This is a genomic window from Anaerocolumna sp. AGMB13025 (assembly GCF_029689925.1).
GTDB lineage: Bacteria > Bacillota > Clostridia > Lachnospirales > Lachnospiraceae > Anaerocolumna.
Genome location: NZ_CP121445.1, coordinates 2833877 through 2855425, shown reverse-complemented (window position 1 = coordinate 2855425; position 21549 = coordinate 2833877). Strand labels below are relative to the sequence as shown.

21 protein-coding genes and 1 other RNA gene are annotated in these 21549 nt (G+C 36.5%); 2 read left to right on the top strand and 20 right to left on the bottom strand.

Annotated features, from left to right (window positions below; all coding sequences use genetic code 11):
• The first annotated feature begins 5 nt into the window (after positions 1-5).
• Complete coding sequence (locus QA584_RS11655; protein WP_278274684.1) at positions 6-812, top strand: Cof-type HAD-IIB family hydrolase; 807 nt, start codon at positions 6-8, stop codon at positions 810-812.
• Between the two features lie 196 nt (positions 813-1008).
• Here the strand turns inward: QA584_RS11655 and pflA are convergent, their stop codons facing one another.
• The 7 genes from pflA to QA584_RS11620 all read right to left on the bottom strand — a co-directional run bounded on the left by pflA (position 1009) and on the right by QA584_RS11620 (position 9777).
• A complete protein-coding gene (gene pflA / locus QA584_RS11650) occupies positions 1009-1749 on the bottom strand; it encodes a pyruvate formate-lyase-activating protein (protein WP_278274683.1) in 741 nt (246 codons plus the stop codon).
• Between the two features lie 187 nt (positions 1750-1936).
• Positions 1937-4162, bottom strand: a complete 2226-nt coding sequence (pflB, locus tag QA584_RS11645) for a formate C-acetyltransferase (RefSeq protein WP_278274682.1) — start codon at positions 4160-4162, stop codon at positions 1937-1939.
• A 587-nt stretch (positions 4163-4749) separates the two neighbouring features.
• Entirely contained in the window at positions 4750-5472 is a 723-nt protein-coding gene (locus tag QA584_RS11640) for an amino acid ABC transporter ATP-binding protein (protein ID WP_278274681.1), read from the bottom strand.
• Positions 5459-6172, bottom strand: coding sequence for an amino acid ABC transporter permease (locus tag QA584_RS11635; protein ID WP_278274680.1), 714 nt, complete (start codon positions 6170-6172; stop codon positions 5459-5461). The genes QA584_RS11640 and QA584_RS11635 overlap by 14 nt, the downstream gene beginning before the upstream one ends.
• A gap of 244 nt (positions 6173-6416) precedes the next feature.
• A complete protein-coding gene (locus QA584_RS11630; protein ID WP_278274679.1) occupies positions 6417-7277 on the bottom strand; it encodes a transporter substrate-binding domain-containing protein in 861 nt (286 codons plus the stop codon).
• Between the two features lie 132 nt (positions 7278-7409).
• Positions 7410-7985 (bottom strand): LiaF domain-containing protein, encoded by a 576-nt coding sequence (locus QA584_RS11625; protein ID WP_278274678.1) that lies wholly within the window; start codon positions 7983-7985, stop codon positions 7410-7412.
• 598 nt (positions 7986-8583) lie between these two features.
• Complete coding sequence (locus QA584_RS11620; protein ID WP_278274677.1) at positions 8584-9777, bottom strand: SLC13 family permease; 1194 nt, start codon at positions 9775-9777, stop codon at positions 8584-8586.
• Positions 9778-10049: 272 nt separating this feature from the next.
• Between QA584_RS11620 and QA584_RS11615 the strand changes: the two genes are divergently transcribed.
• The gene (locus QA584_RS11615) at positions 10050-10619 is read left to right on the top strand and encodes a manganese efflux pump MntP (protein WP_278274676.1); all 570 of its coding nucleotides are present in this window, start codon (positions 10050-10052) and stop codon (positions 10617-10619) included.
• A 262-nt stretch (positions 10620-10881) separates the two neighbouring features.
• Here QA584_RS11615 and QA584_RS11610 read toward each other — a convergent pair whose 3' ends face one another.
• From QA584_RS11610 to ssrA, 13 genes are all read right to left on the bottom strand, one after another.
• Positions 10882-11508 carry a histidine phosphatase family protein gene (locus QA584_RS11610; protein WP_278274675.1) on the bottom strand — a complete coding sequence of 209 codons (627 nt, stop codon included), beginning with the start codon at positions 11506-11508 and terminating at the stop codon, positions 10882-10884.
• Positions 11509-11615: 107 nt separating this feature from the next.
• The gene (gene rlmH / locus QA584_RS11605; protein ID WP_278274674.1) at positions 11616-12095 is read right to left on the bottom strand and encodes a 23S rRNA (pseudouridine(1915)-N(3))-methyltransferase RlmH; all 480 of its coding nucleotides are present in this window, start codon (positions 12093-12095) and stop codon (positions 11616-11618) included.
• Positions 12092-12775, bottom strand: a complete 684-nt coding sequence (locus tag QA584_RS11600; protein ID WP_278274673.1) for a histidine phosphatase family protein — start codon at positions 12773-12775, stop codon at positions 12092-12094. Before QA584_RS11600 ends, rlmH begins: the two co-directional genes overlap by 4 nt.
• A 66-nt stretch (positions 12776-12841) precedes the next feature.
• Positions 12842-13264 (bottom strand): threonine/serine exporter family protein, encoded by a 423-nt coding sequence (locus QA584_RS11595; protein ID WP_278274672.1) that lies wholly within the window; start codon positions 13262-13264, stop codon positions 12842-12844.
• Positions 13261-14037 (bottom strand): threonine/serine exporter family protein, encoded by a 777-nt coding sequence (locus tag QA584_RS11590; protein ID WP_278274671.1) that lies wholly within the window; start codon positions 14035-14037, stop codon positions 13261-13263. Before QA584_RS11590 ends, QA584_RS11595 begins: the two co-directional genes overlap by 4 nt.
• 387 nt (positions 14038-14424) lie before the next feature.
• The gene (locus QA584_RS11585; RefSeq protein WP_278274670.1) at positions 14425-14790 is read right to left on the bottom strand and encodes a PH domain-containing protein; all 366 of its coding nucleotides are present in this window, start codon (positions 14788-14790) and stop codon (positions 14425-14427) included.
• Positions 14791-14810: 20 nt separating this feature from the next.
• The gene (locus QA584_RS11580; protein ID WP_278274669.1) at positions 14811-15548 is read right to left on the bottom strand and encodes a hypothetical protein; all 738 of its coding nucleotides are present in this window, start codon (positions 15546-15548) and stop codon (positions 14811-14813) included.
• Between the two features lie 109 nt (positions 15549-15657).
• Positions 15658-17175: a sensor histidine kinase gene (locus QA584_RS11575; RefSeq protein WP_278274668.1), complete on the bottom strand. Its 1518-nt coding sequence runs from the start codon at positions 17173-17175 to the stop codon at positions 15658-15660.
• Complete coding sequence (locus tag QA584_RS11570) at positions 17172-17849, bottom strand: response regulator transcription factor (protein WP_278274667.1); 678 nt, start codon at positions 17847-17849, stop codon at positions 17172-17174. Before QA584_RS11570 ends, QA584_RS11575 begins: the two co-directional genes overlap by 4 nt.
• A gap of 100 nt (positions 17850-17949) precedes the next feature.
• Positions 17950-18507 (bottom strand): hypothetical protein, encoded by a 558-nt coding sequence (locus tag QA584_RS11565; RefSeq protein WP_278274666.1) that lies wholly within the window; start codon positions 18505-18507, stop codon positions 17950-17952.
• A 285-nt stretch (positions 18508-18792) separates the two neighbouring features.
• A complete protein-coding gene (locus QA584_RS11560) occupies positions 18793-19473 on the bottom strand; it encodes a peptidylprolyl isomerase (RefSeq protein WP_278274665.1) in 681 nt (226 codons plus the stop codon).
• A gap of 207 nt (positions 19474-19680) precedes the next feature.
• Entirely contained in the window at positions 19681-20670 is a 990-nt protein-coding gene (locus QA584_RS11555) for a Gfo/Idh/MocA family protein (protein ID WP_278274664.1), read from the bottom strand.
• A gap of 406 nt (positions 20671-21076) precedes the next feature.
• Positions 21077-21423, bottom strand: a transfer-messenger RNA (tmRNA) gene (ssrA, locus tag QA584_RS11550).
• Between the last annotated feature and the right edge of the window lie 126 nt (positions 21424-21549).

Genomic DNA, 21549 nt, shown 5'->3' with positions numbered 1-21549 from the left:
TAAAAATGGCATACGAAATACTAGTTTTAGATATAGACGGAACCTTAACCAATTCCCAAAAAGAAATTTCAGAGAATACACTACAGGCAATAATGAAAATCCAGGAACGCGGACATAAGGTAGTACTAGCCTCCGGCCGCCCTACTCCGGGTGTCCTGCCGTTGGCGAATAAACTGAAACTATCCGAATACAATGGATATATACTGTCCTTTAACGGGGCTAAAATCATAAACTGCAAAACCAATGAAATCATCTTTCAAAAGGTTCTTCCCCGTGATATTATCCCCAAACTTCATGCTGCGGCCGTAAGACACCAGGTCGGAATCATATCCTATGAAAATGATTGTGTAATAACAGATATGGAAATCGATGAATTCATGGAGAAAGAAGCTGCAATCAATTGGATTCCCATTAAGAAAATAGATAACTTTCCTGCTTATATCAATTTTGACGTGAATAAGTGCTTAATGACTGGTCCCGGAGCAAAACTTGAAAAGGTTGAAATAAACATGAGGGATACCTTTGGAGATCGAATCAATGTTTACCGCTCCGAACCCTTTTTCCTGGAATTAATGCCGAAGAACATCGACAAAGCTTATTCTTTAAGTCACTTATTAGAGCATCTTGGTTTATCCAAAGAACAGATGATAAGCTGCGGCGATGGTTACAATGATTTATCCATGATACAATATGCCGGAATGGGTGTGGCCATGGCTAATGCACAGGAAGTTGTAAAAAAAGCTGCTGATTACATTACTTTATCAAATGATGAAGACGGGATAGCCCATGTTATTAATGAATTTATGTTGTAAATTATATACAAAAGGGCTGTTCAAAGTCTAAATTACCTGGGCAAAGAATAAGGATTATAGGCTGCAAAAAATTTGCAACATATAATCCTTATTCTTTGCCCAGGGTTGGTATCCTGTATTATTCAACAGCCTCTCTCATGAGACTTTATACCAGCTGGAATAACTGTTTCAAATACTTTTATGAGCAGTAAAGCCCTTAGGAATTCATTGCTACAGGTTTCCCGCTCTGCTCAAAAATCTTCTTTACTTCTGCCATCAATTCTTTGCCAGGTTCTTTTGTTGAAGATAATTTATATTCCAGACCAAGTTCCTTCCATTTGTATTCGCCCATTTTATGAAAGCCTAACAGTTCAATTTTTGATACATTAGAATAAGAGCTTAGATGATTAGATAATTCCTTAATGCTATCTATATTATCTGTAAGACCAGGCACTAATACATACCGTATCCAGGTATTAATATTCTTCTCTTTCGTATAATTCAGGAATTCCAGGGTCGGTCCTAAGGAAACTCCTGTAACTTCTTTATAAACTAACGGGTTATAATTTTTTATATCAAGTAAAACAATATCCGTATATTCCAGAACTTCCTTTACAACGTTATTCCAGATAAATCCTGAGGTATCTAACGCTACTGAGATTCCTTCCTTTTTGCACAATTTTGCTACCTCTAATACAAAATCCTGCTGGAGCAAAGGTTCACCACCGGTAAAGGTTACGCCACCGCCGGAAAAGCCCATATAGGACTTATATTTTACTATTTCACGCATCAACTGTTCCGGTGTATATTCCATTCCTCTGTTGGTATCCCAGGTATCGGGATTATGACAGAACTGGCACCTCAAAACACATCCCTGCATAAAAACAACAAATCGTATACCAGGACCGTCTACTGTACCGCAGCTTTCAAGGGAATGAATTCTTCCTGTTTTATTCATATGAGTCACCATACCTTTCCAGTCCATTGATTATATACCTGTTACATATCACTATTTATTCCTTTAATGCATTTACGGAATAAATATCTGAAATCCTGTTATAAATTTAACAGGAGCTTTAGTCTAATTAAGCTTGTTCCTGATATACTTTACCAGGAACAAGCTTATAAAAACTGCTTATTAACGATTATCTTTCATGGAACGTACGGTTAATTACATCTAACTGCTGTTCCCTGTTTAATTTAACAAAGTTAACGGCATAACCGGATACACGTATCGTAAGCTGAGGATATTTTTCAGGATGATCCATAGCATCTAATAAAGTTTCACGGTCAAATACATTTACATTAATATGGTGTCCCTTATCACAGAAGTAACCATCCAGCATACCTACCATGTTGTTTACTCTCTCATCTAAGTCCTTACCTAAAGCTCTAGGTACAATAGAAAATGTATAGGAAATACCATCTTCTGCATGTTTGTAAGGCAGTTTGGCAACCGATGCCATGGAGGCAATAGCACCCTTCTTATCTCTGCCGTGCATAGGATTTGCACCTGGTGCAAAGGGTTCTCCGGCTTTACGTCCATCCGGGGTATTACCGGTCTTTTTACCATACACTACGTTAGAGGTAATGGTTAAAATGGAAAGAGTCTGTTTTGCACTGCGGTAAGTTTTAACTTTACGAAGTTTATTCATGAAGCGTTCCACCAGCTCTACAGCAATTTGATCCACACGGTCATCATTGTTACCAAAAGCAGGATATTCTCCCTGGATTTCATAATCCACTGCAAGACCTTCTGCATTACGTATTACTTTAACCTTTGCATACTTAATTGCAGAAAGGGAATCGGTTACTACGGAAAGTCCGGCAATACCGCAGGCTTCTGTACGTAAAATATCAATATCGTGAAGTGCCATCTGTAAACGTTCGTAATTGTATTTATCATGCATAAAATGGATTACATTTAATGTATTAATATACAGCTCAGACAACCAATCCATAGTCTGGTCGAATTTAGCCATTACTTCATCGTAATCCAGATAGTCACTGGTAATCGGTGCAAATATCGGTCCAACCTGTTCACCGGCCTTTTCATCTTTACCGCCGTTAATGGCATATAATAAAGCCTTGGCAAGATTGGCACGGGCACCAAAGAACTGCATTTGCTTACCGATTCTCATTGCAGATACGCAGCATGCGATACCATAATCATCTCCCCATACTTCACGCATAATGTCATCGTTTTCGTATTGGATGGAGCTGGTATCAATGGATACCTTGGAACAGAACTGTTTAAAAGGCATCGGCAGTGAGGTTGACCAAAGGATTGTAAGGTTTGGTTCCGGTGCTGGTCCTAAGTTATATAATGTATGAAGAACACGGAAACTGCTTTTTGTAACAAGGGTTCTGCCGTCCATACCCATACCGCCGATGGACTCGGTAACCCAGGTAGGATCTCCTGAGAATAAGTCGTTATAGGAAGGAGTACGAAGGAAACGCACCATTCTTAATTTCATGACGAACTGATCCATTAATTCCTGTACTTCTGATTCTGTAATTGTACCATTCTTAAGATCACGTTCATAATAGATATCCAAAAACGTAGAAACCCTTCCAAGACTCATTGCAGCTCCATCCTGTTCTTTGATGGCTCCAAGATATGCAAAATAGGTCCACTGTGTTGCTTCAAAAGAGTTCTTAGCTGGACCGCTGATATCAAAACCATAAAACTGTCCCATTTCTTTTAACTGCTTTAAAGCTTTTATCTGTTCAGAAATTTCTTCCCTTACTCTGATATCAGGTGATTCCAAAGTATTTCTTTCAAATAATTTCTTCTGTTCCTTCTTTTCTTCGATCAGCCAGTCTACACCATATAATGCTACTCTTCTATAATCACCGATGATACGTCCTCTGCCATAAGCATCCGGAAGACCTGTGATGATTCCTGTGTGTCTTGCTTTTCTCATAGCATCAGTATAGGCATCAAAAACACCATCATTGTGAGTTTTACGGTTATTCGTATAGATTTCTTCTGTAGTTTTATCAAGAGTATATCCGTAAGCTTCCAATGCATTCTTTACGACTCTGACACCACCGTTTGGCATAATCCCTCTTTTAAGAGGCTTATCTGTCTGAAAACCGACAATCAATTCCTTCTCTTTATCGATATATCCAGGACCAAATGTAGTTATGGTAGAAGGTTTGGAGGTTTCAGCATCAATGATACCTTTTTCTGTTTCTACTTTCATTAAATCAGAAACCTGTTTCCATAACTCTTCTGTTCTTTTGGTGGGTCCAGCTAAAAAGGAATCGTCTCCTTCATAGGGTGTATAATTATGCTGAATGAAGCTTCGTACGTTGACATCTGTTGTCCAGCTTCCCGGATTAAAATCATTCCATTCCTGTCTCATTGCAATTCTCCTTTTCATAAACGCTTTGGGGTATTCTTTGTGAAATATGATGAAGCATTTCAATCAATTCCTAATTTTTTTAAGCAGATAATACATATAGTAGTTTAGATTGATTTTGCTTCTATATATTGTATTATATGAAAATGTGCTGTAATGTCAAGAGCTTTCTTAGGTAATAATTATCAATAAAGTATCGGCTCCATATTAATTTGTATATAGGGTTATTCACCCAGAAATAAGAATAAAATGTTACTGTAATCGAATTATGGTTTGTATTTTTATCGAGATAATGGGTCCGCTTCGCTTCCATATACTTATTAATATATTATATATTCCTATTTTATATATGTTTATATTTTGTATTATAACCGTTGTTCCATATTTTGAACCTGATTTTTACATATCTTTACACATTATTTACTAAGTGATATAAAAGATGACCAGTATTTCCTTCTATTTGAGGACATCAGAAAAAAAGAACCTCAAGTTTGTTTTGTATTTCGGTTTTTGCGCCAAACAAAAACAAAGGAGAAGTTCTTAAAAAGTCTTCTTATACTATAAAAACATCATCATAACTCTTAATTTTATTATAAAACCTTTGATAAAAATTCTTTTAACCTTGGATTTTGAGGATTATCAAAAAAAGCTTTGGGTTCATTTTGCTCCTTGATTTTACCCTCATCAATAAACAATACCCTGTTGGCAACTTCCCTGGCAAACCCCATCTCATGGGTTACAACCACCATCGTCATCCCATCCTCTGCCAGTTCCTTCATTAATTCAAGTACCTCCCCTACCATTTCAGGATCTAAGGCAGAAGTAGGTTCATCAAAAAGCATTACATCCGGATTCATAGCTAAAGCCCTTACTATGGCAATACGCTGTTTTTGCCCGCCGGATAACTGCTTGGGGTAAGCGTTGGCTTTTTCTGTTAATCCGATACGTTCTAATAATTCCAGGGCTCTGCGATCTGCTGTCTCTTTGTCCATTAACTTAAGCTTTACAGGCGCAAGGGTTATATTTTCTTTCACGGTTAAATGAGGGAATAGATTGAATTGCTGGAATACCATACCCATCTTCTGTCTCAGGGAATTAATATCTGTTTTTGGATTTGTTATATTATTACCTTCAAACCAGATTTCGCCCTCCGTAGGTGTTTCCAGTAAATTAAGGCATCTTAAAAAGGTGGACTTACCTGAACCGGAGGGTCCAATAATTACAACTTTTTCACCCTGTTTTATCGTTTCACTGATCCCGTCTAGGACCAAATGATGTCCAAATTGTTTTTTTAAATTATTAGTTGTTATCACCCTGGCTCATCCTCCTTTCAAAAAGTCCTAGTAATTTTGTTAAGCCTAATACGATAATTAAGTAGAATACGGCGGATATAATAAGGGGCGGCAGTATGTCCCAGGTTCGGGAACCGATGTACTGGGCTGCCTTAGTAAGATCAGTGACCGCTATCATACTGGCAACGGAAGTTTCCTTAATAAGTACAATGAATTCATTACCCAGAGCAGGCAGGATATTCTTGATTGCCTGAGGCATAATGATATAAAACATAGTCTTATTCGCATTTAAGCCTAAGGAACGTCCTGCTTCCATCTGTCCCTTGTCTATGGATTCGATACCTGCTCTTACGATTTCCGCCACGTATGCACCGGAATTAATACCAAAACAGATTGCAGCAACTACTATTTCATTGGTATTCCTTGAAGTGAAAATCAGGTTATAAATGATAAGCAGCTGCAAAATAACCGGGGTTCCCCGGATCAGATTAATGTATGCGTTACATATTGTTCCAATCCATTTTAATCCTTTCACACTCGCGACTGATACCTTAACAACAGCCACGGTAATTCCAATCAAAACCCCGATAAGAATGGCAAATAAGGATATTTCCAAAGTTTTTGAAAGCCCTTCGAGATAATACTTATATCTGTCTTCCGTTATAAATGCATCATAATACCTGGTAACAATCGATACAAACCAATCTTTTATAGTATCCAACTTAACTTCTCCTTTTTTTGTATATATATAAGTTTTAAAACGTATTCGGAATTTAAACTTATAGATGAATTTTTATCCCTGTCTGGTAACACATAATAAGCAGCAGACACTAATAAATTATGCCTGCTGCTTCTGCATTACGACCAGTGTATCCATTCTACTGCCGGTTTACGGTAAGCCCCGCCGTTATCTAATTACATACGGCTTGAAGACCTTTCGTAACTTAACTGATTACTCTATGTAATCACTTTCCTGCATTAGTATGGTTTGCAGTAAATTCTTCAATTTTGCCATCCTTGATTAATTGGTCGATGACTTCGTTGATTTTATTTAATAGCTCGGTATTGCCTTTTTTCACAGCGATTGCATATTTATCTTCAAATAAAGTACCATCTAAGATTGTAAGTGTATCATTCGCTCCTACTAATTCTTCTGCCGGATATTTATCCATTACGATGCAGTCAATCTTACCATTCTTTAAGTCCTCTGCTGCCTGTGCAAACTTTGTATAACGTTTGATATCTTTTGCTTTTAAGTTACCTTCATCAGAAACATAGAAATCTGCAATGTTACCCTGCTGAACTCCAATTGTCTTATCGTTAAGATCCTCAACACTTGTAACTGCGGGAGTAGCTTTATTCACTACTACTACTTCTGTAGAATTTACATATTCTTTGGAAAAGTCCATTACTTTTTTACGGTCTTCATTGACAGATACACCAGCTGCTACTAAATCTACTTTGCCCTGCTGTACTGCAAGTAAGGCACCGTCAAAGTCCATCGTCTTCACTTCAAGCTTTTTACCCATGGCGTCAGCAATAGCCTGGGCAATATCCATGTCGATACCAACTACTTTGTCACCTTCCATGTATTCATATGGTGCAAATCCAGGTTCTGTTCCTACAATTAAAGTGCCGTTATCTGCGGAAGACGTATCACTGGTGTCCTCTGCAGCAGTATTACCAGCATCAGCGGTATCACCAGTGGCAGATGTGGTATCCTTGGTTCCAGATGCCCCTGTACCACTATTGTCCGTCTTCGTTCCGCAAGCCGTAAGTGATATAGTAAGAACAATGGTAAGCATTGCACATAATAATTTTTTCATAAATAACTTCCTCCTAATTTCATATTTATAAAATATTATTTATATTAATGCTTAGTATTGTACCACGTTCATGAAAAATTTCAAGAGTTTTTTTAGCTTTTACTATAATTTTATTTTTTAAGAGATGTTATTTTATTCAATATCTAAGGTTTCAGTTTTATTTTCTTCCTTAGAATCAGCATCCTCTTTATAAGCTTTTATCCTGGTGGGATGCTTTGCTTTTACATCAATACCTGTCATTATATTTTCCGTATGGATATGAATGGTAGGTGCAGTATCATCATTAATAGCTGATACATTATTTGCTACGGCACTTAATTTAGAATCGGAAGAAATATCAACTTTTACATTATCCGGAACAACAATACTGATACCACTCATTTTGCTTTTACAGATTATATTCACATCCTCTTCAATAATTGCATTGCTAAGGTCTAGTTTTAGTCCGCTGCAGATCGTATTGATTTTCGCTCCGTTAAAAGGTTCATTTTCTATTTTAACATTCCTGCCATTAAAGGCTAACGAGTAATTTAAAACCTCACTGTCTTCTGAAATTTCTGGGACACTATTGTACTTATCAATCAGTTTTTCGGCTGCTTTCACACCAGTACGTATTGCTGCATAAGCAACGACATACTTAACCAGTCTTCTTTTTTTACGTTTTTTTACCTTTACATATCCCTTTGTACCAACAACTTTTTTAGCCATGATCTAAACTCCTTTCCTTACATGTAATATAGCGCGGTATACTAACATTACTGCGCATATTTACCATTTTGCTGCAAGTTCCTGATAGGCTGCCTTATTTATAAACTCTCCAGCAACCCTTTTCAGGTTCTTCTATGGTTCTTTCCATCCGAACTACTGTCAAAAGTAACTTCATATATTTCTCACAAGAAAATTGTTACTATTTATCCATTTAACTTACAGGAGATTATCCTTCCCGGCATATACAACCTGCAATGCAGTTTGATTAAGTTAGACCGATAATTTCTCCATTATAATTGATTATATTCACATCCTATTGAGTATATTCTTCGGTTTCTTTTTCATATAACATAAACCTATATTAATTAATTTGTTTCTCTTACCTTTTTCTATTCGTTCGTTGATTTTATGGAAGTATAATAGCTAAGAAAGACGTAATTTCTTGAAATGCAGTCTAGATAACCATAGCTTGAATATAGCTTTTTGATATTATATGCCAAAGCTTATGAAAATGTATAGCTCCTTTGGCATCTTCTTAAAAACTTCGCAGTTTATTTCACGAATCCTCTAAAAATAACCCGATTCAAACGATACACAGCTATAATGGCAAAAACATAAAGAACATAACCAAAAGTATAAGTATTCCCACATTAGCTAGAGTAAACAACACCAGATACTTAACAAACAGTGGCTTTTCTGTCTTTAAATAAATCCGGTAAGAAATTAAACTTGCTAATGAGGCTATGATAGTACCAAGCCCGCCAAGATTAGTTCCAATAATCAGATGTTCTGCATTCTTTGTAAAATTAGAAAGTAAAACCGCCGCAGGTACATTACTGATTATCTGGCTTAAAAGAATAGATGCCAAAACTTCCCTCGACTCTATTGCTTTTGATATAAAGAGGTTTATAGCCTTAACATTTCCCAGATTACCAGAAAAAATAAAAAAGCAGACAAAAGTCAAAAGCAGGGAGTAATCCACCATTCCAAATATTTTTCTGTCTAAAATACCGATTACAAAAATCACCACCCCCAAGGTAAGCCTATAGTCTATGAGGTGCATTACCGTTCCAAGACAGAGTAAGAATAACATAGCAAGCATTACTATATGTAAGATATTTCCTTTTGAGGTCTGATACTCTGTTAATGGATTTACATCGATACCGGCCGCTTTTACGTTAAGTTCCGATTGTAATGTCTTTTGGTCAAAGGCACTGTAATCCAGCTGGTTAATAGGTTCTTTTTTAATAATCAAACTGATTAAACTTAGGATGATAAATGAGAATAGAACATAAGGGACGGTTATTCCAAAAAAGTCCAGCTCTTTTAAATGATAAAAGGAATATAAATAAAGATTCTGAGGATTTCCAACAGGCGTCAGCATACTGCCAAGATTCGCAGCTATGGTCTGCATGACAATAACATATATCATATCATTTTCCCTTCCGGTCAGTTTTAACATTAAAACCGCAAAAGGAACAAAGGTAATAAGTGCAACGTCATTGGTAATCCACATAGAAGAGAAAAAACATAATAAAATTAATACATAACACATACTCCTCACAGATTTAACTCTTAATAACAGTCTCTCGGATAACCGCAGAAACACACCATTTTTTTGTAAACCGGCAACAACAGCCATTAGTGAAAACAATAGGGCAAGGACCCTGAAATCAAGATAGCCTATATAGGCTTTTGAAGGTTTGACAAGGAACATGGTAAAAACCGCAAACACAGCGGCTATTACTAATACCCTTTCCTTTTTAAAAAATTGATTTATCTTTTGCAGCATTGTCGTCATCCTTTCTGTCCAAATCCAATTTATTGTATCACGTTTCTAGTAATTTGCAATCTTTAATTTAGGTTAAAGAAACAAATTTTAATTTGGTTTTTGAAAGGAATATCCTGGTAACTGTATTTTTGGTGAAACTTATTTAGATTTTGTAAAAAATATTACTTTGTTAGGAATTTCAGTGCAAGCCTCCTGCGTATATATTAATACACAAATCTAATACTATTCAGTGTTGATTTTTTGAAAACAGGTTGGCAAAAGGAGGTTCCTGTATGGGAATTGCTACAATTATACTACTTGCCTTTGGCGTTGCAATGGATGCTTTTGCCGTGTCGGTCACAAACGGCTTATGTTATGATAAATTCAGACGGAAAGAAGCAATTATTAGTTCTTTTACCTTTGGAGTATTTCAGGCTGTTATGCCAGTAATAGGTTATTATATCGGCAGCACTTTTTATGAAACCATAGCCTTTTTAGATCACTGGGTGGCACTCTTTTTGTTAGGTGCCATAGGACTTAATATGATTGCAGAAGGGATAAAGACCTACCGCAATCCTGATAATATCTGTGAAACCGAGCCTTTTACCTTAAAAATATTATTAGCCCAGGCAGTTGCCACCAGCATAGATGCACTTGCTCTTGGAATCAGCCTTGCAGTAATGCGCACAAATCTTATTCTGGCTGTTTCCTGTATTGGAGGAATCACCTTTCTATGCAGTTTATTCGGAACATTTCTGGGGAAAAAATTTGACCGGTTTTTAAAAGAAAAAGCTGAGATTTTCGGCGGCTGCATCTTAATCCTGATTGGTCTACGGATATTTGCCGAGCATGTGTTTTACTAAATAGTTAGAGTGAATAACTACACCGAGGGAAGTCCGCAAAGCCAGGGCTGTTGCGCATCAAAGACTAAATTATCTGGGCGAGATTAGGATTATATTTTACAAATATTTTCTGAAATATAATCCCTATTCTATGCCCAGATTGACATACTTTAATTTACAGCAGTCCCTTCAATCTGCAAAAGCCGAACAAAAAAATATCTGTTCTGCGATAAATGTGCCTTTGATTATTGACAACTACATTCATCGAAAACAGATATACTTCTTACCAATTATGTCGGAATAATTCTTTATTGCCCTCTAAGTGGGCAGTATCATTAAAGCGCTGAAGATAAAACCTTTCATAGCTTTCATCATATACCAGCTCCGTAATACTGGTATTTTCAAGGGAATATGCAAATAATAATTTCTTATTCATGTCCAGTCCAATCAATCCGGTCAGTAACGCCCTGATAACACCACCATGGGTCACCACAGCCACTTTCTTCTTACCGGAATGAACAATTTCATCTATGGTGACAATAGAGCGCTGAAAGACATCTCTTCCACATTCACCACCTGGGTACGCAAGGTCTGATTCCAGTTTCATTTGTTTGGTTTTAAATTCAGCGAAATGCTCCGCAATGTATTCACTGGTATGTCCTTCTAATTCTCCAAAGGAAATTTCTCTTAAGTTTTCTCTGATATTGTGCTGCTGCCGTATGTAGAGATTAATTACCTCCGCTGTCTGTACCGCCCGGATTAAATGACTGGAGTAAAGCCCATCTATCTCATAGGAAGCTAAGCGCTTTCCCAGCAAATCTGCCTGTTGAAATCCTTCCGGAGACAATTCTACATCAGCATTACATAACGGACTGTTCTGCCAGCCATGCCGTATTAAGTATATATTCATAGTAACCTCCGATCTGTGTGCATTCGCACACCTGCAAATCAAGATGCAGCCTAACCTCCTCAAGTGCTGTTAGCAGTCAGCTGCCGCCAGGCAGCTTAAGCACTCTGCTACTTATGATAAGGTTCATTGGAATTAATCCGATAAGCGCGATAAATCTGTTCTAATAAAATTACCCGCATCATCTGATGAGGAAAGGTCATCTTAGAGAAACTAAGTTTATAATCCGCCCTGTTAAGCACTTCACTGCTTAACCCTAAAGAACCTCCGATTATAAATACGATATGCCCTACACTACCGACTCCCAGCTGTTCAATTTTATCAGCCAGTTCTGTAGAAGAAAGCTGGTTCCCTTCTATTGCAAGGGCAATGGTGTATGCACCTTCTTTGACATGCTTTAAAATCCTGTCACCCTCTGCTTTTTTTATCAGTTTTTCTTCCCCTTCACTTGCCTGATCCGGGGTCTTTTCATCATTTACTTCAATGATGTCCAATTTGCAGTAACGGCTTAATCGTTTTGAATATTCTTCAATTGCCAGGGTAAAATATTTCTCTTTAATCCTTCCCACGCCAATTATTGTTATCTTCATCCTGGCTCCTTGCTGTTTGAGCTTGTATTGGTTTTCTCCTCATATACATCTTCTTCCTGAACGTATTGATACAGAACACCGTTTTTTACCACTTTGACTTTTTCTCCTGAAAAACCACGTCTTCTTAATTCTCTCTGAAAATTAAAAAGCATAAATCCATGGAAAACAATTAATATGTTTTCTTTCGACCAATCAATCCGGTTTAAGAAAGCATTGATTCTCTTTCTGGTTCCAACCACTGTCTCCGGCTGGCTTTTTGATTTAAAAAACCAAGCCAGTCTGCCGCATACGTGCCACACTTCAAAAGGCAGCCTAAGCCTCTCCGAATGAATAAAGGGGGCGTTATCCACTTCCCTTAACAGTTTATCTATGTTTAAGTTACCGCTGTATACCTCTTTGGCTGTGGTAATGGCTCTGGGTAAATCGCTGACATAGCAGATATCCCATTCAATGCCATACATCTCAACCTGTTTTTTTATTACTCTTGAGGTCTCATAACGCTCAGACCATTCCCTGAATTCTTTTGATGTCATCATTCTCTTGTGGGGGCAGTTTACTTTAAAGTGTCTTAATAATCCAATTCTCATATTAGCTCCTATATCTTCCAATATTGCTCCCGGAATTTCCTCATTTTGTATTAACTGCCACTTATATACATAAGCCAGCTTGATTTGAAGCATGTACTATTATTTTACCTGTAATAGGAGTTAAATGCAAGCCTAACAATGCTGTTAATCCAATCTTCCTTAATTTCTCTGGAATATCCGAAAGATGGTATCCATAATAAAGATAGCTAATGCAATCATACCAGCTAACTGCATTGTTTCGCTGAAATAATAACCAGCCAAAGAATTATTATTGGTAATCAGGTTATAAACAATCCGGTACATACCTACTCCTGGCACCAGGGGCAAGATACCGGCAATAAGAAATAAAGTTACCGGTGTTTTTTTTAACCGTGCAAAAATATGGGATATCATAGCTACCACCAAAGCTGCCAGGAACATACCTGCAACAGTAGATGCACCTGCAGCTGCAAGCAATAAATACACCAGCCAGCCTACCGCTCCAACCAAACCGGCATAGCCTAAAAACTTCTTTGGCACCCCCAGGGTAATAGCCACGGATATAACAGCTGCGAAAGTACCAATTACCTGTATTAGTATCATAATAAGATACCTCCTGACATAAAGGAATAAAATGCAATACCGATTCCTATTCCAGCCGCTGTCGAAGTCGCAGAAACAAAGGCTTCAATAGCCCTGGCGCCTCCGGACATATAGTCTCCTTGTAACGTATCTCGAATTGCATTGGTAATTGCCACCCCCGGCAATAACGGCATGACAGATCCGCCGATTAACGTATCCAATTGGATAGCTGCTCCATAATAATGCAAAAACATCATACTGTTAAATGCAATTAAAATTGATGAAACCAGGTTTTTGATAAAGGTATTAATTTTAAGATTTTTAGTAATTATAAGGACTACGACAATTAAACCGCCATTCAATCCGGCAATTATACTGTTAAACCAATCACCACCCAAAAGAATGGTAAAAGACAAAGAGGCTATCATAGTACAAATATAATTTATTATTCTATTATACTGCTTCTGATTTTTTATCCCTTTTAAAGCTTCATAAGCTTCCTCTAACGTAATAGTGCCATCACACAGATTTCTTGATATATTATTCGCTTCATATATATTGGAGATATTCGTAATTCGGTTATCCACCCGCCTCACAACTGTAATGGCATCTAAATTGGAATCCCCCAAAGTCAAAAAAATACCGGTAGGCGTTACAAAAGTCTCCGTCTTTTCCAGTCCGGATATTTTTAAAATCCTGCACATTGTGTCTTCTACACGATAAGTTTCAGCACCGCCGATTAGCATAATTTCACCTGTTAACATAGCTGTATCTACTAAAAGTCTATAATTCATTGCCAGTTTCACTCCAATTCTTGTATGTGGATATTATTCTAAAAAATGAAATTGATTATGGTGTACTCTACTCTCTTTCTATGGAACTGCTTTTGCTATATGGCATGTTTATTACAGCAGCTTTCTGGAAAATTATGAACGTAAAAATTAACACTTTATTTTTATTTTCTTCATACTATAATCATATTTTAAAATTATAATTAACTTATGAAAGTGAAATTATGCTTCACACTCTCTCCTCCCCATATTAATTATAAAATGAGCAGGGGGCTGTTGCAAATCAAAGGCTGAATTGCAACAGCCCCTTTTCTCTTATAAAAATATGAAAGCACTCCTTAAAAAGCCTAAAAAAGGACAAGTCTAATATCCGACTTGTCCTCAATAATTTTATTGAATACCATCCGTATCCGAATTATCAATATCCATCGTATGCAGTGTCCTTCTTTTTCTTCTTGCTTCCTCCGAAGCATTCATTAAGAAATCTTTAATTACACTGGCATTCTTGATATGTAGCAATTGTAATTCCGGATGTGTCGTATCTCCAGTGTAGCAGGTCACAGTTCCCAACCCGAATATCCGTTCTGTAAAACTCTTTGTTAGTTTGACATCCTGCACTTTATACATAAACGCATCATCTACGGTAATACTTAAAAATCCACTGGTTATTGTAATCTTTTCATCAGATATGGTATAGGTTGTAAAACAAAGCGGTAATGCCAGAAACTTTGTCCTCTTTTTCTCTACATAGATCATGGTTTTGCTCCTTGGGCTATTTATTGATTTAGATCTAAAATCGCAGTTTTATCATTATATGATATCATAAGCTTCATGTTTGTCAGTTTAAAATCTTTTGGTACATCAAACAAAATCACAGCTTTTTGAGTCTTACCGGCAGCAACTTCCAGATTTATATACTGGATATCATTATCCAATAAAGTCAGCATCGGCATATAGACCATATCTTTATTGTCTGTTAACTTATACACTATATCATAGTCTTTTAAATTCAATTTCTTATTCATCTTTGTTATGTTTTTAACATGAAAGGAAACAGCTAATATTTTGTTACCTTTTGATGGCTCTATAGAAAACAAATTATTTTTATCAATATAGCTATCAAAAAAACCAGGTTCTTTCAATGCAATCTTAAAATTGTTCTTCAATGCTTTGTTAAATATCGTATCCAAATTTACAATATTAATCGTTTGCGCAGAGTCGGTAGAGTCTGACCCAGGTTTTGTTTGATCCATCTTCTGGTCTGTAGTATTATTCTTCGTATCAGAATTCCCAGTCGTTTCTACAGGTTCCATTTTATCAGCAGTTTCGGTAGTTTCAGTCGTTTGTTCCGGATATATTAAGGCTTTATCATAGTTTTTATCATATCTTAGCATGGTCCCTGCCATATATTCAGCCAATACATCACTCTCTTGCTCATTCATATCAATCAGCTGTGCACATCCTGTTAACGCCACGCCACAGATTGCTATTAGTAAAAAGAGTAATTTTTTCATCCTTTATCCTCCTGTAGAAGTCTTATAATTCATTTCCATAATACCACTAATTTTTTAAATCGGCAATCATAATCTTTAAAACTAAGAAATATTTCTCATTTCTTAGTTCTTAGTTATTTCTGGAATCCAGCTCAAACCAGAATTCTACCCCGGATTCATGATTGATTACCCCATATCTCTGATTTAAGGAGGTCATAATTGCTTTTACGATTGATAAGCCGATTCCGCTTCCGCCATATTCCCTGGTTCTGGCTTTATCTACTTTATAAAATTTTACCCATATACTCTCAAGATCTTCCTCCGGTATATTAGCACCTGTATTAAATACTGCAACCCGGACTACATCTTCCTGTTTAATCAGCATTATTTCAATAATTTTTGTACCATCTACATGGTTAAGGGCATTGCTGATATAATTGGTTACCACTTCCTCCACCATATATTCATCTGCCCATACATAAATCGGCTCCTGTTGTTCAAAATGGAGAATTACACCTTTTTGCTGAAATAAGATATCCGTGGCATTAATAACCGAACGGATTAAAGCCACAATATCAAAGCGTTCAAAATTCACCTGATTATTGCCGGATTCAATTTGATTTAGGGAAAGCAATTTCTTAACCATCTGATTCATTTTAGTCGCTTCGTCAATAATGACTTCACAGTAGAAGTCTCTGCTGTCTGCATCTTCATTAATATTGTCTTTTAAACCTTCCGCATACCCCTGGATTAAAGCAATCGGTGTTTTTAATTCGTGGGTAACATTGGATAGAAAATCTTTTCTCATTTCATCGATCTGAATCTTATTCTGAATATCGGATAATAGTTCATTATTGGCACTCTTAAGTTCTGAGATTGTTTTTTCTAACGTTTCAGACAAGGTGTTAATGCTGTTTCCTAATTCACCGATTTCATCCTGAGTGGTTACATTATATTTTACTTCAAAATCCAAATCGCTCATTTTTTTGGAAATACCTGCAAGCTGAAGAATTGGTTTTGAGAACTTTCTGCTGATATAATACATAAAAGCCGTTGCAATAAGAACAGCTATAATTCCTACATAGGCAAGAAATTGGTTCGATACGGATACGCTTTCTTGCATGCTCTCCAGGTTTGTACGCATAAGAATCATTTTATTGTCCTGGTCTACATACCCAAACAAATCAATATAATTTGATTCCATATTAGAATCATATATCTTATATATTCCATAATCTTTTGTTGCTTTAACCTGTTCTTTATATTTAACACCAGGGTTGATACCATTAAAAAGATAAGCCTGAAAAACAGATAAAATTCTGTTATCAATATCCTGTCTGGTTGAATAAACCCAATCCGCTCCAGAAGATAAAATATACACGCTTACATTACGGGACTCACTCCATCGCTCAAATTTAAGACTCTCATCACTGGTTATCACTGTCTTATCTTTGTTGCTTTTTAATGTTTTGTTTATTTCATCGTAAGTTTTACCCAAAGTATCGATTTTACTTTGAAGATAGAAATCAGCCAGAAAGGTCCTGTTTAAAACCCACAAACTAAAAATGATTATGATAATGATACTGATAAGAGCAAATGTCAGTTTAAAACGTATAGAAGATCTTATTTTTCGAAAATGGATTTTCATTCTTCTACCTCGAACTTATATCCCATCCCCCATATTGTTTTTATCAAATCACCTTTTGGTCCCATTTTACTTCTTAACTTTTTGACATGGGTATCGATGGTTCTGGCATCTCCAAAATAATCATAATTCCATACATTATTTAAAATTCTCTCTCTTGATAGGGCTACTCCCTGATTCATAATAAAGTAGGATAAAAGTTCAAATTCTTTAAAGCTTAAATCAATATTCTGGTCGTCTATCTTAACCTGATGGGCGTCTTTATCAAGGACAATACCACCGACATTAACGATTCCTTCCTCCAGTGCATTGGTTCTTCTTAAGATTGCTTCTACACGGGCTACTAAGATCTTAGGGCTGAAAGGTTTCGATATATATTCATCTACTCCTAATTCAAAGCCAAGAAGTTCATCCTTTTCATCACTTTTTGCGGTCAGCATAATAATAGGTACTTTTGAATATTGCCTGATTTCACGGCAAACCTGCCAGCCATCCATTTTAGGCATCATTACATCTAATATAAGTAAAGCAATTTCTTTGTTTTCAAAAAAAATGTCAACAGCCTGCTCACCATTCTCAGCTTCTAAAACCTCAAAATTCTTTTTACTTAAAAAGTCCTTCACTAATTTTCTCATTCTGCTTTCATCATCAACAACAAGTACTTTTAACTTATCCATAATATGCCTCCGATCATTACTATTTTAAATATGCTCGACTTTAACTTCATTATAACAATTATTTATGAAAAAAGTATGTTTTATCACAAGGATTTTAGGATTAGTTTCCATTACCTGGCGGCTTAAGGGCATCTTCTCTCTCTATTAGTGCATCCTCTCGGTTACTTAGGTCATTCTCCCAGGAGGAATAATGATCGATTACTTTATTTTCAATTTCGGCATACATGGTTTTATCCGTATAAACCGCAATTACTATCATTGCCAGTATAGTAACTACTAAAAATGTATTAATGATTCTTGATTTTGTGATTCGCACCTTCTGTTTTTCTGATAGCAGCTTATATTCTTCCAATTTCTGAACATCTGTCTCGTCGCATTTCGTTTGTGCCGGAACATAAATTCCATCTAAATCTTCTACTTTCACAATTCCTGAATTAAGTATGGTATTCTGAAGCTCCTTTAAAAATTCAAAACCGACTACCGTAGTAAATGTCCGGTTCTCGACTAATTTATTGTAAACCTTTAGTGCAGTTCTTGGATTGGATAAATCCGCTTTCGCGCGCAGAATATTAACAGATTCCTGCTCCTGGCTGGCATCACTGTAGTCCTTATTCGTGCTGAACATATATCCGCCGGTTACTAATTCCTCTTCTTTCATTCTATCCTTATCCTTTCCCAAGCTATTTATTATCTCTAGTATCCATACGGTCTTCTTCTCACTTACAGATTTTACTATCATTCATAACATAAAACGACTGCACATATTAATTCTACATAAATAGTCTAGTAAAAGAATACATAATCCCTTCCAAGGCATTTGACAGCAAGCTTTGATTCGGGCGATATGCCCTTTGTTGCTTCCTTTCAAATTATCTATTTAAAATTAATCAGCAATCGTTTTATCGTTTCATATTCTATTGTGGCTTCAAACTGATGTTACGGCTTATTTCTTATATTCAAATACATTAATTTTCTCGATAATTACATCGTTAAGAGGTTTATTGTTTTGCGCATCTACTTCCGTAGCTGCTACTTTGTCAAGGACATCTAAGCCTTCATATACCTGTCCAAAAACAGTATGCTGTTTAAAAAGCCATGGTGTGCCGCCTACTTCTGCGTATTTAGCGATTGCCTTATCATCGAATTTCATACCATATTGCTGTTCAATATTTGTCAGTGCTTCTTTTGTATAAGGGTCTTTAGCCTGAACAATAAAAAACTGGCTGCCATTGGTATTTGGTCCTGCATTGGCCATACATAAAGCACCCCGGTAAGGCTGTAGATTATCTGAAAATTCATCTTCAAAATTGCCTCCCCAGATACTCTCTCCACCGGTTCCGTCACCGCTTGGGTCCCCACCCTGAATCATGAAATCATTCATGACACGGTGAAAGGTAAGTCCATCATAATAACCGTCTTTTGCATGGGTGGTGAAGTTTTCAACTGCTTTTGGAGCCGCATCTTTAAAGAACTTAACAAAGATTGAACCATAATCTTTAATAACGATTTCTGCCACAGTTTCTCCATTCTTAGGTGCAGAGAACTGATCTGCTTTCTTACCGCAGCCTGATAATATTGTCATTCCTAAAACCAGTATAAGTATTAATGCTGTTACTTTTTTCATTTCTACCTCCATAAGAGTTCACAAGTTTACTTGCAAATCTTTATTATCTTTTATCTTATTATCTCTTTATAATGTACCCATAACATTGGAGACATTATTTAGTAGAGACCTATTCTTATACATCTTTATTACTTTTCTTTTTATTCTTATCTTTATTATCCTTATCTTCATTATTCTTATCTTTAATCAATTTTTAAATCTACTCTATCACTCCATTTCCTGCCGATATTTAAGCCCCCAGTCAGCTCTTATGCCATCCATTATCTTCATAATATCCAGAGTATCCTGTAAAGGAATCATATCACTCTCTAATTTTGAATTCCGTATACATTCATTTACTTCATAAGCCTCAAATTCATACCCGTTGATTCTTCCGCTTTCAACAAAGGTTTCAATTTCTTTACCATCTTTGTCATATACACTTGCTTTATCTGCATTCCAGAAGTTTTTAATGATAATCCTGCCTTTTTCACCGATTATAATAGCTTCCTGGCCCACTTCCGCATTAATTGCAGAACTGATCGTGGCAAGTACATCATTATCGAACTTAAACAAAACACAGTTCTGCTCATCAACACCGTTTTTTAAGAACACTCCTGTGGAGAAAACCTGTACCGGTAATTTCTCCATTAAATGTACAGCGTAAGTGATCGGATAAACCCCTGCATCTAATAAAGCTCCTCCTGCCAGGTCATAGTTATATAAACGGCTGGATTCATCATAGGGGACGGTAAAGCCAAAACCCACCTGGAGTTTCTTTACTTTACCTATCATCTCCATGGCAAGCCATTCCTTTACTTTTTTTGTTACCGGGAGAAACTTTGTCCACATTGCTTCCATTAAGAATACTTTATGCTCTTTTGCCAGATCAATTAAGTACTTTGCCTCTTTCCCGTTAAGGGTAAATGGTTTTTCACACAGAACTGCTTTTTTATTCTTAATGCAAAGTTCCGCATTTGGTTTATGCTCCGTATGAGGAGTTCCGATATAGATCACATCAATCTCTGTATCCTGTGCCAATTCCTCATAGCTTCCATAGGCTTTCGGATTACCGAATTTGCCGGCAAATTCCTTTGCTTTTGTAAGGTCTCTAGAGGCAACTGCTGTTAATTCTGTATATTCCATTTGTGTTAAGGCTTTCGCAAAACTTGTAGAGATACTTCCTGTTCCAATAATTCCCCATTTGATTGTTCTCATTCTAAACCTTCCTTTATTCCTGCGTTTTCTAAATGCCTGTCCTTGGTTTGTTACAGACTACCTGGCTTGTCTAAGGTAATCACGCATCTGTTATTTGATTGTTTTGTATTGCCGTACGGATTAAAACCTATATTAATAACCCTCCATATTCCAATAGATGATAAGACTGGTAAAACAATATTATTGTATCACTAAAATAACAAAAATAAAATCCCAACTTTAGAAAAACTTCCATAAGATATTTAAATTTCACAATAAAAATCCATTACACCTCTGAAAAAAATATTATTGTACTAAGTTTCATCCAATAATGTATTATCACTCTCCTTTAGTTATATGACAAAAAAATGCCTGAAACACTACATAAATGTTCCAGGCATTCTATCATGTTGTTAATCCTTACAACTAGTGGAGCTGAGGGGAATCGAACCCCTGTCCGAAAGCCCATTCATTGCAGCATCTCCCATTACAGTCAATCATTTGACATTCCCTCCATCTAGCGCCGGTTGACAGGCTTTAGACTTTAGTAGCTTCATAAGTTCTTTTATCTTCTCAAAGCTTTGAAGACAAAGTGCCTTGCTAATTTGATGCCGAGGTCTTAAACCGCAAGAAGCTTAAGTTCGACAGCTGCCATTAGGCAGCGTACGCTAAATTATCGTCTGCGTTTAAATTTAATTCTAAGTTGATGACGCGGTCCTAGTCCGCGAATGGCTTCCGCAACTTCAAAACCCCCGTCGAAACCAGTACAACCCCTTAAAATAATCGGGTGCTTATTTGAGTTACACAATACCTGTATGACGGTAACAGCAAATAAATGGTTCACAGACGTTTCACATATCAATAGTATATCCTACTTTTGTGACAAAAATGTGTACTTGG

Bases quoted from the DNA above. Each gene is read 5' to 3' on its own strand.
- QA584_RS11655 (WP_278274684.1), top strand. From the start codon at position 6: ATGGCATACGAAATACTAGTTTTAGATATAGACGGAACCTTAACCAAT.
- pflA (WP_278274683.1), bottom strand. From the start codon at position 1,749: ATGAATAAAACAGGAAGAATTCATTCCCTTGAAAGCTGCGGTACAGTA.
- pflB (WP_278274682.1), bottom strand. From the start codon at position 4,162: ATGAGACAGGAATGGAATGATTTTAATCCGGGAAGCTGGACAACAGAT.
- QA584_RS11630 (WP_278274679.1), bottom strand. From the start codon at position 7,277: ATGAAAAAATTATTATGTGCAATGCTTACCATTGTTCTTACTATATCA.
- QA584_RS11625 (WP_278274678.1), bottom strand. From the start codon at position 7,985: ATGGCTAAAAAAGTTGTTGGTACAAAGGGATATGTAAAGGTAAAAAAA.
- QA584_RS11620 (WP_278274677.1), bottom strand. From the start codon at position 9,777: ATGCTGCAAAAGATAAATCAATTTTTTAAAAAGGAAAGGGTATTAGTA.
- QA584_RS11615 (WP_278274676.1), top strand. From the start codon at position 10,050: ATGGGAATTGCTACAATTATACTACTTGCCTTTGGCGTTGCAATGGAT.
- QA584_RS11610 (WP_278274675.1), bottom strand. From the start codon at position 11,508: ATGAATATATACTTAATACGGCATGGCTGGCAGAACAGTCCGTTATGT.
- rlmH (WP_278274674.1), bottom strand. From the start codon at position 12,095: ATGAAGATAACAATAATTGGCGTGGGAAGGATTAAAGAGAAATATTTT.
- QA584_RS11600 (WP_278274673.1), bottom strand. From the start codon at position 12,775: ATGCTTCAAATCAAGCTGGCTTATGTATATAAGTGGCAGTTAATACAA.
- QA584_RS11595 (WP_278274672.1), bottom strand. From the start codon at position 13,264: ATGATACTAATACAGGTAATTGGTACTTTCGCAGCTGTTATATCCGTG.
- QA584_RS11590 (WP_278274671.1), bottom strand. From the start codon at position 14,037: ATGAATTATAGACTTTTAGTAGATACAGCTATGTTAACAGGTGAAATT.
- QA584_RS11585 (WP_278274670.1), bottom strand. From the start codon at position 14,790: ATGATCTATGTAGAGAAAAAGAGGACAAAGTTTCTGGCATTACCGCTT.
- QA584_RS11580 (WP_278274669.1), bottom strand. From the start codon at position 15,548: ATGAAAAAATTACTCTTTTTACTAATAGCAATCTGTGGCGTGGCGTTA.
- QA584_RS11575 (WP_278274668.1), bottom strand. From the start codon at position 17,175: ATGAAAATCCATTTTCGAAAAATAAGATCTTCTATACGTTTTAAACTG.
- QA584_RS11570 (WP_278274667.1), bottom strand. From the start codon at position 17,849: ATGGATAAGTTAAAAGTACTTGTTGTTGATGATGAAAGCAGAATGAGA.
- QA584_RS11565 (WP_278274666.1), bottom strand. From the start codon at position 18,507: ATGAAAGAAGAGGAATTAGTAACCGGCGGATATATGTTCAGCACGAAT.
- QA584_RS11560 (WP_278274665.1), bottom strand. From the start codon at position 19,473: ATGAAAAAAGTAACAGCATTAATACTTATACTGGTTTTAGGAATGACA.
- QA584_RS11555 (WP_278274664.1), bottom strand. From the start codon at position 20,670: ATGAGAACAATCAAATGGGGAATTATTGGAACAGGAAGTATCTCTACA.